Genomic DNA, 12,763 nt, shown 5'->3' with positions numbered 1-12,763 from the left:
CAGAGCTGGATAAATTGATACAAATTCCTGGCTTGACTAATGCGTGGGTGATGCCGATAAAAACCCGAATTGATATGTTGGCTACGGGTATTAAAACCCCGGTTGGTATTAAAGTGGCGGGCAGTGATCTGGCGGTGATTCAGCGCATTGGCCAAGATATCGAACAAATTCTTGCGCAAATGCCTGGCACCGCTTCGGTTTACTCAGAGCGAGTAGCTGGCGGACGTTATATTAAGGTCGATATTAAACGAGAACTGGCGTCTCGCTACGGACTGAACATTTCAGATGTACAACAAGTGGTATCGACGGCTATAGGAGGCATGAATGTAGCAGAATCCGTTGAAGGATTAGAGCGTTATCCGATTAACCTGCGTTATCCGCAAAGTTATCGTGATTCTCCTGAGCAATTGGCTTTGTTACCTATTGTCACGCCAAGTGGACAACGTATTGCTTTAGCTGACGTAGCAAAAGTGTACGTGGAAGACGGTCCTCCGGGGATAAAAAGTGAAAATGCGCGGATCAACGGCTGGACCTATATTGATATTAAGGATATTGATGTGGGTAACTACGTGCAAAATGCCACGGATAAATTATCTGCAGAGTTAGATTTACCAGCGGGTTACAGTCTAACTTGGGCAGGACAATATGAATATATGCAGCGCGCGAAACAAAAATTAACGTATGTATTACCACTAACGCTGGCGATTATTATTGTTTTGTTATATCTGAATTTTCGTAGCTTTGTTGAAGTTGCGATCATTATCGGCACCTTACCCCTAGCCCTAATAGGTGGCATTTGGTTGCTGTATTTAGAAGGATTTAATTTGTCTGTGGCTTCAGGTGTAGGTTTTATCGCGCTGGCGGGTGTAGCTGCAGAAATAGGTGTGATTATGTTGGTCTATCTCAATCAATCCTATACTGACTTACAACAAACTCACAAAAATAACCATACTCAGCCTAGTCTAGAAGACTTGGTTGAAACCGTTATGCAAGGCGCCGGGCTTAGAGTAAGGCCAGTGATGATGACTGTTGCTACTATCATGCTAGGTTTATTACCGGTTTTGTATGGTTCAGGTACGGGATCTGAAGTGATGAGTCGCATTGCTGCGCCTATGGTTGGCGGCATGGCAAGTGCTTTAGTGTTATCGCTGATCATTGTGCCTGTTGTGTATTTATTGTGGCGCAAACAAGCACTTAAGTGATGCATAAATCCGCGCACTTTAACCGGTTAAAGTGCTGGGAACTGTTGATAAAGTGAAACACACTATGAATGCGCACTTCCAATTAAAGATAAACCTTCATCTATCCAGCCGGTTATACCGCCAATCATTTTTTTCACTGGACGGCCCAATTCAGCTAGCTTAATGGCTGCTTTTTCGGTGCCATTGCAGTGGGGACCTGCGCAATACACCACAAATAATGTAGCGGCTGGATAGTCGATTAAGTTTTCTTTGGTAAGGCGTTTGTGGGGGATGTTCACTGCATTATCGATATGGCTTTGTTCGAACAATATTTCACTTCGTACATCCACTAATACAAAGTCTTGACGATTATTACTGATTGCAAAGTGTACATCCCAACAGTCTGTTTCAAATTGTAGAAGCTTTTGAAAGTGGGCGAGAGCAACGTCGCTTGATGCGCCGGGTATTCTAGAGACAACTGAAGACATAACATTTCCTTGTGCAGATTATGACTGAAAGCATTTTTATTAAGGCGGGCGTTAGTTTGCCTTAAATCAGAGGTGTTGGCTGGTGGCGTATTCGCCATTCTTCGATAATAACAAGCCAGAAAAGCAGGGGCTAATTCTAGGCATAAAAAAAGGCGAGCTGATGCTCGCCTTAAAACGTCATAAAATTTTTACTTTAAATATTTAACTAATATCTGCACAACTTTAGGGCTACCAGCAACAATGTTGCCTTTGTGCATTGGGTCGTTACCACCAAAGAAATCTGTCACTAATCCGCCAGATTCACGAACTAATAATTCTCCAGCTGCGATATCCCAAGGTTTAAGCCCGCTTTCCCAGTAACCGTCATAACGGCCTGACGCAACGTAAGCTAAATCTAAGGCTGCAGAACCACTGCGACGTATATCGCCTGCTTGCATAAATATCTTGTTAAAACCTTCTTGATACTGAGGCAAAGTGGTTTTGTTTCTAAAAGGAAAAGAAGTGGCTAGGATAGTTTGGCTTAATTCTTTGGCTTTACTGGCTCGAATACGAAAACCGTTTAATTGTGCGCCTGCACCTCGACTGGCACTAAATAGCTCGCCACGTATTGGATCAAATACCACTGCCTGATCTAAACGATCTTTGTGCATTAGTGCTATAGATACGGCAAAATGAGGGATGCCTTTAATAAAATTAGTGGTGCCATCTAATGGGTCAATGATCCATTTGAAATCGTTGTCACCTTCAACTACGCCGCCTTCTTCCCCAACAAAACTGTGTTCAGGATAGGATTGCTTAATTTTGTGAATAATCGCTTGTTCAGCTTCTTTATCGACACGTGTAACGTAATCGTTGTCGCCTTTTGCTTCAATTTGCAATTCGGCCTGATTCTCAAACCCTTTAGCAATAATGTTGCCCGCCGTCCGTGCAGCACGGATCGCTATATTCAGCATAGGATGCATAGTTAACCACCAATTTTAAAAGAACATTAAATATAGCCCAGCGATTACTAGATGTAATCTACTGAACAAAAAATCGCCGCGCAGTGTATCAAAATAGGTAAATTTAGCAATCAGAATATTTCAAGTGATTGTTGGTTTTTCTCCGAAGGATAAAGTGTAAAGCTGGTTTTAATCTCACTCAGAGAGTAATTACTTATGGCGATTGGTATTAAACGTGGTTTTGAGGTGGCATATGTATATGCTATTATCCGCGCCCTAAAATTAGCTGCCTAAACGAAAGATACCATTCATCATGTTAGAAAATATTCGCATAGTGTTAGTCAACACCTCGCACACCGGCAACATTGGTTCGGCAGCTAGGGCGATGAAAACCATGGGTTTGAGTCAATTGATCTTGGTTGATCCCATCACTGCACCGGATGGTAAATCTAGTGCTTTAGCCGCAGGTGCAGGTGATGTATTAGCCAATGCCAAAACGGTAAGTTCGCTGGCTGAAGCTGTGGCTGATTGTGGTTTAGTGATAGGTACTAGCGCTCGTTCACGCACGTTATCTTGGCCGATGTTAGAGCCTAGAGGGTGCGGTGAAAAGTTAATTAGTGAAGTATCGAAATATCCAGTCGCACTAGTATTTGGTCGCGAAAATAATGGCTTGAGTAATGAAGAGTTACAACAGTGTCATTTTCACGTGTGTATTCCGGCTAACCCCGATTATAGCTCGCTTAACCTCGCAGCAGCGGTACAGACTTTGTGTTATGAAGTACGCATGGCCTATTTAAATTTGTCCCGAGGCGAGTATCCTGAGAGTCATCCTGAAGATAACGAGTATCCATTGTCTGAAGATCTAGAAGGTTTTTATAGTCATTTGGAACAAACCCTTATCAAAACGAATTTCATCATTCCCAAACATCCCGGTATGGTAATGACCAAATTACGTCGGTTGTTTAATCGCGCTCGGCCAGAAACAGCAGAGTTGAATATCTTGCGTGGTATTTTGGCATCGATTGAGAAAATCACAAAAAACCGGGAACAGTAGACTTTAATTATGTTCAGCAGAATGAAAGAAGATGTGCAGAGTGTTTTTCATCGTGACCCTGCTGCACGCAATACCTTTGAGATACTTACTAATTACCCAGGTTTGCACGCCATTTGGTTTCATCGACTCAGCCATAAATTGTGGAAAGCCAATTGGAAATGGTTAGCACGCTCTATTTCTACTTTCTCCCGTTGGTTAACGGGTATTGAAATCCATCCAGGCGCTAAATTAGGTCGGCGTTTCTTTATCGACCACGGTATGGGTGTGGTTATAGGTGAAACAGCAGAGATTGGTAACGATGTGACCCTTTATCATGGCGTTACTCTTGGCGGCACAAGTTGGAATGCTGGCAAGCGTCACCCAACCTTAGAAGACAATGTAGTAGTGGGAGCCGGTGCCAAAGTATTGGGCCCAATCACAGTGCACAAAGGTGGGAAGGTTGGATCTAACTCAGTGGTAGTGCGCGATGTGCCAGAAAACGCCACGGTAATTGGTATTCCTGGTCGAGTAGTGGTGCAGCAGAATAAACCTGACGCACCGACTAATGGCGAGAGAGAAAAAATTGCCAAGAAGTACGGCTTTGATGCCTATGCAGTAGCAACAGATAACCCTGATCCCATAGCACATGCTATTGGTGTGATGGTGGATCATGTTCATCTTGTTGATACAAAAGTAGAAGAAATGTGCAAAGCCATTAATAAGATGGGTGGTGATGTCTGCGGTAAATCTCTACCAAGTTTAGACTTAGAAGATTTTGCTGATAATGAGTTAGTAAGTGACATAAAAAAGGCCTGTGATGCCTTTGACCCGCAGATATAAGATATACATAATACTTGACTAAAACACTAGGTTAAATACTTGACTAAAATAGTCGGGTATGTGAAAATTCGACCTAAGTTTGGTATTGGATTAATTACTATGAAATTGACTTCTAAAGGTCGGTACGCAGTTACAGCGATGTTGGATGTATCTTTACACTCGCAACGTGGGCCTGTGTCTTTAGCTGATATATCCGAACGACAAGAAATTTCTTTATCGTATCTTGAACAATTGTTTTCCCGTTTACGTAGAGAGAAGTTAGTAGACAGTGTTCGTGGTCCCGGTGGTGGTTATAAGTTGGGCCGTGAGGCTAACGAAATATCTATTGGTGAAGTCATTCGAGCCGTCAATGAGTCTGTTGATGCAACTAAATGCCAAGGTCAAGGCGGTTGCCAAGGCGGAGAACGCTGCTTAACCCATAATTTGTGGGAAGGCTTAAGCGATAGAATTAGTGTATTTCTAAATGGTATTACCTTGGGTGAACTCATGCAGCAGCATGATGTGAAACAAGTTGCCGAAAGACAAGACAAACATAAACATCATAATCAAATAGCGTCAAACGACATCTCTATCAGTTTGCAGCTTTAAGCGGAGTAAAAAATGAGCGAATTAAAGCTTCCGATCTATCTGGATTATTCTTCAACTACACCAGTAGATCCTCGCGTAGCAGCCAAAATGGCTGACTGCTTAACCACTGAAGGCGTATTCGGTAACCCCGCATCTCGTTCACACAAGTTTGGATGGGTTGCGGAAGAGGCAGTGGATATTGCGCGTAATCAAATCGCAGATTTGGTTAATGCCGATCCAAGAGAAATTGTATTTACTTCAGGTGCGACTGAATCAAACAACCTAGCGATTAAAGGCGCTGCTAATTTTTATGGCAAAAAAGGCAAACACCTTATTACCCTTAAAACTGAGCACAAAGCCGTACTAGATACTATGCGTCAGCTAGAGCGTGAAGGGTTTGAAGTGACTTATCTTGATCCTGAGCCAAATGGTTTGGTAGACATGGATAAGTTGGTTGCTGCTATTCGTCCAGATACTATTTTGATTAGTGTCATGCACGTTAATAATGAAATTGGTGTGATTCAAGATATCGCAGCTATTGGTGAAATGTGTCGTGAACGCAAGATTTTATTCCATGTGGATGCAGCACAAAGTACCGGTAAGGTACCAATCGATTTACAAACTACTAAAGTAGATTTGATGTCGTTTTCTGCTCATAAAACCTATGGCCCTAAGGGTATAGGCGCATTATTTGTACGTCGTAAACCACGTATTCGCTTAGAAGCGCAAATGCACGGTGGTGGTCATGAGCGTGGTATGCGTTCTGGCACTATGGCGACTCACCAGATAGTGGGGATGGGCGAAGCTTTCCGTATTGCTAAAGAAGAAATGGCGGCTGAAAACGAACGTTTGATGATGTTACGTAACAAATTATGGAACGGCATCAAGGATATGGAAGCTGTGTATTTGAATGGTGATATGGAACATCGTATCGCAGGTAACTTAAATGTGAGTTTTGCTTACGTTGAAGGTGAGTCTTTGATTATGGCCCTGAAAGATATGGCCGTGTCTTCTGGTTCAGCTTGTACTTCTGCCAGTCTTGAGCCTTCCTATGTACTTCGTGCATTAGGCTTGAACGACGAATTAGCACACAGCTCAATCCGTTTCACTATGGGGCGTTTTACCACAGAAGCTGAAATTGATTATGTGATTGGTGTCATTCGTAACGCCATTGAAAAGTTACGAGACATGTCTCCACTTTGGGATATGTACAAAGAAGGCATAGATTTAAGCACGGTAGAGTGGGCTCATCACTGAGTCGTCAACTAAGAATTAATTTTAATGTGTTGCGGCAATAAACGCGGCAGCACATAACCAAAAGGTAAAAGATCATGGCTTATAGCGAAAAAGTAATCGACCACTACGAAAATCCACGCAACGTCGGTGGTTTTGATAAAAACGATCCTACAATAGCAACGGGTATGGTTGGCGCACCGGCTTGTGGTGATGTAATGAAGTTGCAACTTAAAATAGATGCAAATGGCATTATTGAAGACGCAAAGTTTAAAACTTACGGTTGTGGTTCGGCCATTGCTTCAAGCTCATTAGTAACAGAATGGGTAAAAGGTAAGTCTATTGATGAAGCTACGGCTATCAGTAATATGGACATCGCTGAAGAACTGGCTTTACCACCAGTAAAAATTCACTGTTCTATTTTGGCTGAAGATGCCATCAAAGCAGCAGTTGAAGATTATAAAAGTCGTCAAAAGTAAGTTTATTAAAGTTAAGTAGGAGCAACCAGTGGCAATTACCGTATCCGATTCCGCAGCATTACGTGCTAAAACCTTCCTTGAAAATAGAGGATCAGGTTTAGGGCTGCGTCTGGGTGTCAAAACAACTGGCTGTTCTGGCTTAGCTTATGTACTTGAGTTTGTTGATGATGTGAATGACGACGATAAACTGTTTGAAGATAACGGCGTAAAAATTATTGTTGACGGTAAAAGTTTGGTGTACCTAGATGGCACTCATTTGGATTTCGCTAAAGAAGGCTTGAATGAAGGTTTTCTGTTTACCAACCCTAATGCCAATGGTGAGTGTGGTTGTGGCGAAAGCTTCAACGTTTAATGCTATTTTTGTTAATCTGTGCCGCAATTAAAATACAGCAAGCCTAATAAAACCAGATGAATTATTTCGAACTCTTTAATATGCCTGTGTCATTTGACGTAGATCTGTCTGTGTTGCCGCAAACTTATCAACAACTTCAGCGCTTAACGCATCCAGATAAATTTGCTAGTGGCAGTGAGCAACAAAAGTTAGTCGCTATTCAAAAAAATGCCCAAGTAAATGACGCCTACTCAGTGCTCAAATCCCCATTATCCAGAGCAGAATATATACTGAGCTTGCGCGGTATCGATTTACAGCATGAACAACAAACCATAAAAGACACTTCTTTTTTAATGCAACAAATGGAGTGGCGTGAAGAGTTGGCTGAAGTAGATCAGCAGTCAGATCCATTGAATGTTTTAAGCGCATTAGAAGACGAAATTAGTCAAACGATTAAAAGTGATTTGGCTCAGTTAAAAGCATTTCTTGCAAGTGAAGAAGTAGATGCCGAAAAACAAGCTGCTGATATTATCCGCCAACTTAAATTTTTATATAAAATGCTGTCAGAAATTGAACTAAAAGAAGACTCATTGAGTGACTTCTAACCTTATTTATTGCAACCAAAAAGAAACGAATTAGACCATGGCATTACTGCAAATATCTGAACCCGGTCAAAGCGCCGCTCCACACCAACGTAAATTAGCCGTTGGTATTGATTTAGGTACAACTAACTCCTTAGTGGCATCGGTACGTAGTGGTGAAGCCCTTACATTACCTGACTCCCAAGGTCGGCATTTATTACCATCAGTGGTGAGATATTTAGCTGATTCAGAGGTGATAGGCTATGACGCTAAGCAACAAGCTAGTGCTGACCCGTCTAATACTATTGTTTCGGTTAAACGTTTTTTAGGCCGCTCAGTTCTAGATATTCAAAAGGCTTACCCTCATTTACCTTACCAATTTACCGATTCTCTATCGCCGGTTATGACGGTTACCTCGGGTAATGTAAACCCAGTTCAAGTATCAGCAAAAATATTAACTGAGCTTAAAAAGCGTGCCGAGCAAACTTTAGGTGATGAGTTACAAGGTGCTGTTGTTACGGTTCCAGCTTATTTTGATGATGCACAACGCCAAGGTACTAAAGATGCTGCTGCGTTGGCTGGTTTAAAGGTATTACGTTTACTCAATGAACCCACAGCTGCAGCTGTAGCTTATGGCTTAGATTCAGGCCAAGAAGGCGTAATCGCGGTTTATGATTTAGGTGGTGGCACCTTCGATATTTCTATCTTACGTTTAAGTAAAGGTGTGTTTGAAGTGCTGTCAACGGGTGGCGATTCGGCACTTGGCGGCGACGATTTTGATGCCTTACTGGTGGCGTTTATTCGAGAGCAGTGTGGGCTAAACGGCGATTTATCAAAAGGTTTGCACCGGACTCTTTTAGATAAAGCCAAAGAAGCCAAAGAAACACTGAGTCAAGAATCTGTGTTTACCGTGCAATTTGACGATGACAGTGGACAAAAGCACTCGCTGATAATCACGATCGAAAAATTTGAATCACTAGTAGCGCCATTAGTTAAAAATACCTTAAGAGCATGCAAACGAGCGTTGAAAGACGCCGAACTCGAAAAAGAACAAGTGATTGAAGTGGTGATGGTAGGTGGGTCGACCCGCGTGCCTTTAGTTTGCCAACAAGTAGGTGATTTTTTTGCACGTACACCACTAACCTCAATCGACCCCGATAAAGTGGTAGCTGTAGGCGCTGCGATCCAAGCTGATATCTTGGTTGGCAACAAACCCGATAGTGACATGTTATTACTAGACGTTTTGCCGTTATCTTTGGGAATAGAAACCATGGGGGGGTTGACGGAAAAAGTGATACATCGCAACACCACAATCCCCGTTGCCAAGGCGCAAGAGTTTACCACTTTCAAAGATGGTCAAACTGCGATGATGGTACATGTGGTGCAGGGCGAACGTGAGTTAGTTAAGGATTGCCGATCTCTAGCTAAATTCACCTTACAGGGTATCCCTCCTATGGCCGCTGGTGCTGCGCATATACGGGTAACTTTTCAAGTGGATGCTGACGGATTGTTAAACGTCAGTGCCATGGAAAAGTCTACTGGGGTCAAAGCGCAAATTCAGGTTAAACCATCTTACGGCTTAGAAGACAGTGAAATAGCCGAGATGTTAAAAGCCTCTATGGATTATGCTGACGAAGATATGCAGGCGCGTATGCTCAAAGAACAACAAGTTGAAGCTGCCAGAGTACAAGAAAATCTGCAAGCTGCCTTAGATATTGATGGAAAGGCCTTACTTGAACCAGCAGAAATACAAAACATCGATGCTGGGCTTGCGAAGCTTAATGAGTTTGCCAAAGGCACAGATAAAGAAGCAATCAAAGCCGCTATTGAACAAGTAGACAAATTAAGCGAAACCTTTGCCCAGAAACGCATGGATCAATCCATTAAAAGTGCCTTTTCTGGTCAATCGGTTGACCGAATATAAACTGACTGAATATTAGGAATTTAACTATGCCACAAGTAATCTTTTTACCACATGATGAGTTGTGCCCAGATGGTGCTGTTTTAGAAGGTGAAAAAGGCACCTCAGTATTAAATCTGGCTTTAAAGAACGGAATTGGCATTGAACACGCCTGCGAAAAAGTGTGCGCTTGTACCACTTGTCACATCATTGTACGTGAAGGTTTTGATTCACTAGAAGAAGGCGACGAGTTGGAAGAAGACATGTTAGACAAAGCATGGGGTCTTGAGCCCGATTCTAGACTAGGTTGCCAAGCTATTATCCAAGATGAAGACTTGGTGGTAGAAATTCCTAAGTACACAGTCAACATGGTGAGTGAAGGGCATTAGTCTGACCTTTAAGTTTTTACCTTGATTGAAAGAACCAGCCATGAGCTGGTTTTTTATTGTCTACAGGTTACACTCTTTTGATAAGAATTTTATATTTTACTGTTTATACATACAGTTGTTGTGTTAGTCTTATACTATAAAGTTAAACAAAAGAGAGCAAATTATGGCCGTAATCACACGTTATGTTGTTGAACACAAAGGGGTGGAGAAGTTTGTGACCGCAGATAAAAAAGAAGCCGATCAATACGATAAAATGCTCGATGTGGCAGATAACCTAAGTGAATACATTGAAGGCAAAGGGTTCAAAATTGAAACCAAAGTATTGGAAGAGCTATCCATTATGTTGTCGAAAAATAAAGACTCTCTTAGTAAATTGTTAAAAGGCACAACGGCAGATACGCTTTTGACTGAGGAAAAAGCAGAAGTAGTGGCGTTAGATAAAAAGAAGGCGTAGTTCAGTAGAAGCTCTTTGTAAAATGGTCACGCTCAATTAGGAACTAAAGATATCTACAATGGCGTTGCTTTTTTATGTTTGGCTAAGCGCCTCTTTTTATCAAGTGCCGAAGGTGTAATGGGCCAAAAAAGTTGTTCTGGCCAGGCCGCCTTAAGCATACCCTTTACACCATATTGTCTTGGGTAACGTCGCGTAATTTTAGCTGTGCCAAACAACACATCCCAAAAAAATAATAAGTTGCCATAATTGCCTTTGTAGGTCGTGATCCCGTCTTCGTCATTGTAACCATGGTGTGCGCTATGGGTAGCTGGAGTTGAAATTAACCTCTCAACTATCCACATTAATTTACTGGTGTATTTATTTTCGTAGAGCCTCTTATCCCATTTCCATTCTGCATGTGCGCCTATAATTACAGTTAGTTTAATCGTGACATAAATAGCATATGCCCACCCCAAACCTAGATAAATCAAGATCCCAGAACACCATAACGAAGGCATGATGGCGTAATAAAAGAAGTTATTTCGAAATACGATCCTTACACTCATATATTTAGCATTATGGTGAGCGCGATGTAAATTGTACAACCATGGTGTTGAATGACATTTTCGATGCCACCAATACTGGGTTAAATCATCAAAAATAAGCAGCAATAATATTTGTATGCTTATAGCGGTATTAGCAAGTACGTCAGCCAATTCTGGAAAGACAATGGCCATTAAAAATACCGCGCTAAACAAAACTATCGGCTGTGAAATCGCAAATAACAAAATAGTACTGCCTACCTCAAAAATTCTATCCGCAGGCTCCTCATTTGTCTTATTGAAGAGGCCACTGTGTAAAGCTTCTTTTAAAGCAAATAACACAAATACAATAATAATAACCATTTGATAATTCATAAATTAAGCCAATGATGGATTGATACACTTTTCGGAATGTAGCAAGGTGCAGGCAGCATAAAAATATACTAGTATATTTTTATGCTGCCTTTGTTGGATACTTTAGTGACTATTCATTCGAATATATTAGAAAAAGCATTGTTGTTCGGTCGATGTATAGAATATCAAGACAATGAAACTATTCATGCCCGAGGTGATTTGTTACCAGGCTTGTCGGTTGTGTATTCAGGGCAAGTGAGAGTCGGAAATTATGGAATTGATGGTTGTTATCAATTGACCACAATTTTAGAAAGAGGAGAGACCTTTGGCGAATTTACCTTATTCGCCAATTTGCCCCGCACCCATAATGCTGAAGCAATGGGTAAATCTCAGGTCATACAAATGAGCGTGTCTCAGTACAATGGGTTTATTAGTGAGTATCCTGAAGTGGAAAAGATGTTACTGAGTAGTTTAGCCAATAAATTGCACCAAGCATTAGAGAATTTAGATGATGTACTACGATTACCGACCCATATTCGTTTAGCAAAAGTATTGTTTAAATTAAGTAAACAGCAACAAACTCAAGAGCATAAAATCAAACAAAACCAATGTGCACAGTTGCTTGGTGTTACGGTATTATCGGCGCATAAAGCCCTCAAAAAACTTCAGAAAGCACAGTTGATAAGAACAGCGTACGGAGGAATACATATTGACAGTATTGATGGTTTGCGGGAATGGTTGCTGAAACAATCATCCATTTTTCCAGTGTAGTCTTAATTCTGCGGCGTTGATTAACATCCATTGAGCTATGAAAACTGCTTAGATGGAGATAAACGCCTAAATTATTTAGCCTAAGTAACATCGATATTGTGGTGATTTATTGTCATTGCTTTACGGCATCATAAATTTATATTCACTGGTAGTTTGTTAGACGGCATTACTAATTCATTACGCGAATGTTGAAGAGGTACAAAAATACAAAACAAAAATGGCTTTACACTTATTGAACTAATTATTGTTATTGTCATTTTGGGTATCTTATCAGTTACCGCTTCACCACTTTTTATTGATATCAGTACAGACGCGCGAATTGCTAAGCTCGATGCTTTAGAGGGGAGTATGCGTTCAGCATCTGAACTGGTTAATTACAAAGCGAGGATCGAAAATAAAACAGATTGTTTAATCGATCCCACAATTGAAGTGGCAGGAGAATCTATCACCTTACGCTGCGGATATCCTTGTCCCCATCCTAATGGTATTACCAATTCGGTTGATGCTGATGAAGGCTTTGATTGGGTTGGCGGTAATTGTGCCGGGCGTTTGGGAGCTAAAGATGTGCAAATTACTGACGCTCCTGATCCCAGTAACTGTAAAATTCGGTATGCGGCAGCTAGATCAGAAGACAGCTCACCGATTTTCACAGCAACCACTAGCGGTTGTTGATAAATGCTCAAAGATATTGTTATAAACG

At 41.4% G+C, this 12,763-nt stretch carries 16 protein-coding genes; 13 read left to right on the top strand and 3 right to left on the bottom strand.

Features of this window, described 5'->3' with window-relative positions:
* The coding region (locus QZ488_RS02325; protein WP_293746022.1) for an efflux RND transporter permease subunit at window positions 1-1,202 on the top strand (1,202 nt) is incomplete at its 5' end.
* Window positions 1,203-1,264: 62 nt separating this feature from the next.
* Here the strand turns inward: QZ488_RS02325 and QZ488_RS02320 are convergent.
* Together QZ488_RS02320 and suhB are read right to left on the bottom strand one after the other, a co-directional pair.
* Window positions 1,265-1,669 carry a rhodanese-like domain-containing protein gene (locus QZ488_RS02320; protein WP_293746021.1) on the bottom strand — a complete coding sequence of 135 codons (405 nt, stop codon included), beginning with the start codon at window positions 1,667-1,669 and terminating at the stop codon, window positions 1,265-1,267.
* Between the two features lie 188 nt (window positions 1,670-1,857).
* Window positions 1,858-2,631 carry an inositol-1-monophosphatase gene (gene suhB / locus QZ488_RS02315; protein ID WP_293746020.1) on the bottom strand — a complete coding sequence of 258 codons (774 nt, stop codon included), beginning with the start codon at window positions 2,629-2,631 and terminating at the stop codon, window positions 1,858-1,860.
* Window positions 2,632-2,923: 292 nt separating this feature from the next.
* On the opposite strand from suhB, the gene trmJ reads away from it, so the two are divergent.
* From trmJ to QZ488_RS02265, 10 genes are all read left to right on the top strand, one after another.
* On the top strand, window positions 2,924-3,664 hold the full coding sequence (gene trmJ, locus QZ488_RS02310) for a tRNA (cytosine(32)/uridine(32)-2'-O)-methyltransferase TrmJ (RefSeq protein ID WP_293746019.1): 741 nt from the start codon (window positions 2,924-2,926) through the stop codon (window positions 3,662-3,664).
* 9 nt (window positions 3,665-3,673) lie between these two features.
* Window positions 3,674-4,483 (top strand): serine O-acetyltransferase, encoded by an 810-nt coding sequence (cysE, locus tag QZ488_RS02305; RefSeq protein ID WP_293746018.1) that lies wholly within the window; start codon window positions 3,674-3,676, stop codon window positions 4,481-4,483.
* A gap of 99 nt (window positions 4,484-4,582) precedes the next feature.
* Complete coding sequence (gene iscR, locus QZ488_RS02300; RefSeq protein WP_293746026.1) at window positions 4,583-5,071, top strand: Fe-S cluster assembly transcriptional regulator IscR; 489 nt, start codon at window positions 4,583-4,585, stop codon at window positions 5,069-5,071.
* 12 nt (window positions 5,072-5,083) lie between these two features.
* Window positions 5,084-6,307 (top strand): IscS subfamily cysteine desulfurase, encoded by a 1,224-nt coding sequence (locus QZ488_RS02295; RefSeq protein WP_293746017.1) that lies wholly within the window; start codon window positions 5,084-5,086, stop codon window positions 6,305-6,307.
* Between the two features lie 74 nt (window positions 6,308-6,381).
* Window positions 6,382-6,762, top strand: a complete 381-nt coding sequence (gene iscU / locus QZ488_RS02290; protein WP_293746016.1) for a Fe-S cluster assembly scaffold IscU — start codon at window positions 6,382-6,384, stop codon at window positions 6,760-6,762.
* Between the two features lie 28 nt (window positions 6,763-6,790).
* On the top strand, window positions 6,791-7,114 hold the full coding sequence (iscA, locus tag QZ488_RS02285) for an iron-sulfur cluster assembly protein IscA (RefSeq protein ID WP_293746015.1): 324 nt from the start codon (window positions 6,791-6,793) through the stop codon (window positions 7,112-7,114).
* A 56-nt stretch (window positions 7,115-7,170) separates the two neighbouring features.
* The gene (hscB, locus tag QZ488_RS02280) at window positions 7,171-7,698 is read left to right on the top strand and encodes a co-chaperone HscB (RefSeq protein WP_293746014.1); all 528 of its coding nucleotides are present in this window, start codon (window positions 7,171-7,173) and stop codon (window positions 7,696-7,698) included.
* 37 nt (window positions 7,699-7,735) lie between these two features.
* A complete protein-coding gene (gene hscA / locus QZ488_RS02275; RefSeq protein ID WP_293746013.1) occupies window positions 7,736-9,598 on the top strand; it encodes a Fe-S protein assembly chaperone HscA in 1,863 nt (620 codons plus the stop codon).
* 26 nt (window positions 9,599-9,624) lie between these two features.
* Window positions 9,625-9,963: an ISC system 2Fe-2S type ferredoxin gene (gene fdx, locus QZ488_RS02270; protein WP_293746012.1), complete on the top strand. Its 339-nt coding sequence runs from the start codon at window positions 9,625-9,627 to the stop codon at window positions 9,961-9,963.
* 163 nt (window positions 9,964-10,126) lie between these two features.
* Entirely contained in the window at window positions 10,127-10,417 is a 291-nt protein-coding gene (locus QZ488_RS02265) for a YebG family protein (RefSeq protein ID WP_293746011.1), read from the top strand.
* A 53-nt stretch (window positions 10,418-10,470) separates the two neighbouring features.
* Here QZ488_RS02265 and QZ488_RS02260 read toward each other — a convergent pair whose 3' ends face one another.
* Window positions 10,471-11,313: a sterol desaturase family protein gene (locus QZ488_RS02260; RefSeq protein ID WP_293746010.1), complete on the bottom strand. Its 843-nt coding sequence runs from the start codon at window positions 11,311-11,313 to the stop codon at window positions 10,471-10,473.
* 81 nt (window positions 11,314-11,394) lie between these two features.
* Between QZ488_RS02260 and QZ488_RS02255 the strand changes: the two genes are divergently transcribed.
* The gene (locus tag QZ488_RS02255; protein WP_293746009.1) at window positions 11,395-12,063 is read left to right on the top strand and encodes a Crp/Fnr family transcriptional regulator; all 669 of its coding nucleotides are present in this window, start codon (window positions 11,395-11,397) and stop codon (window positions 12,061-12,063) included.
* Window positions 12,064-12,267: 204 nt separating this feature from the next.
* Window positions 12,268-12,735: a prepilin-type N-terminal cleavage/methylation domain-containing protein gene (locus QZ488_RS02250; RefSeq protein WP_293746025.1), complete on the top strand. Its 468-nt coding sequence runs from the start codon at window positions 12,268-12,270 to the stop codon at window positions 12,733-12,735.
* Window positions 12,736-12,763: the final 28 nt, after the last annotated feature.

It is taken from the genome of uncultured Paraglaciecola sp., from assembly GCF_913020055.1.
In the GTDB taxonomy this organism is placed as follows: Bacteria; Pseudomonadota; Gammaproteobacteria; order Enterobacterales; family Alteromonadaceae; genus Paraglaciecola.
The sequence above is the reverse complement of the archived record's forward strand: the minus strand, read 5'-3'. Positions and strand labels throughout refer to the sequence as shown.

What these genes read in the sequence shown, in the direction of transcription:
- QZ488_RS02295 (WP_293746017.1), top strand. Translation starts at nt 5,084, where the DNA reads ATGAGCGAATTAAAGCTTCCGATCTATCTGGATTATTCTTCAACTACA.
- hscA (WP_293746013.1), top strand. Translation starts at nt 7,736, where the DNA reads ATGGCATTACTGCAAATATCTGAACCCGGTCAAAGCGCCGCTCCACAC.
- suhB (WP_293746020.1), bottom strand. Translation starts at nt 2,631, where the DNA reads ATGCATCCTATGCTGAATATAGCGATCCGTGCTGCACGGACGGCGGGC.
- QZ488_RS02265 (WP_293746011.1), top strand. Translation starts at nt 10,127, where the DNA reads ATGGCCGTAATCACACGTTATGTTGTTGAACACAAAGGGGTGGAGAAG.
- trmJ (WP_293746019.1), top strand. Translation starts at nt 2,924, where the DNA reads ATGTTAGAAAATATTCGCATAGTGTTAGTCAACACCTCGCACACCGGC.
- fdx (WP_293746012.1), top strand. Translation starts at nt 9,625, where the DNA reads ATGCCACAAGTAATCTTTTTACCACATGATGAGTTGTGCCCAGATGGT.
- QZ488_RS02260 (WP_293746010.1), bottom strand. Translation starts at nt 11,313, where the DNA reads ATGAATTATCAAATGGTTATTATTATTGTATTTGTGTTATTTGCTTTA.
- QZ488_RS02320 (WP_293746021.1), bottom strand. Translation starts at nt 1,669, where the DNA reads ATGTCTTCAGTTGTCTCTAGAATACCCGGCGCATCAAGCGACGTTGCT.
- hscB (WP_293746014.1), top strand. Translation starts at nt 7,171, where the DNA reads ATGAATTATTTCGAACTCTTTAATATGCCTGTGTCATTTGACGTAGAT.
- QZ488_RS02255 (WP_293746009.1), top strand. Translation starts at nt 11,395, where the DNA reads ATGCTGCCTTTGTTGGATACTTTAGTGACTATTCATTCGAATATATTA.
- iscR (WP_293746026.1), top strand. Translation starts at nt 4,583, where the DNA reads ATGAAATTGACTTCTAAAGGTCGGTACGCAGTTACAGCGATGTTGGAT.
- iscU (WP_293746016.1), top strand. Translation starts at nt 6,382, where the DNA reads ATGGCTTATAGCGAAAAAGTAATCGACCACTACGAAAATCCACGCAAC.
- cysE (WP_293746018.1), top strand. Translation starts at nt 3,674, where the DNA reads ATGTTCAGCAGAATGAAAGAAGATGTGCAGAGTGTTTTTCATCGTGAC.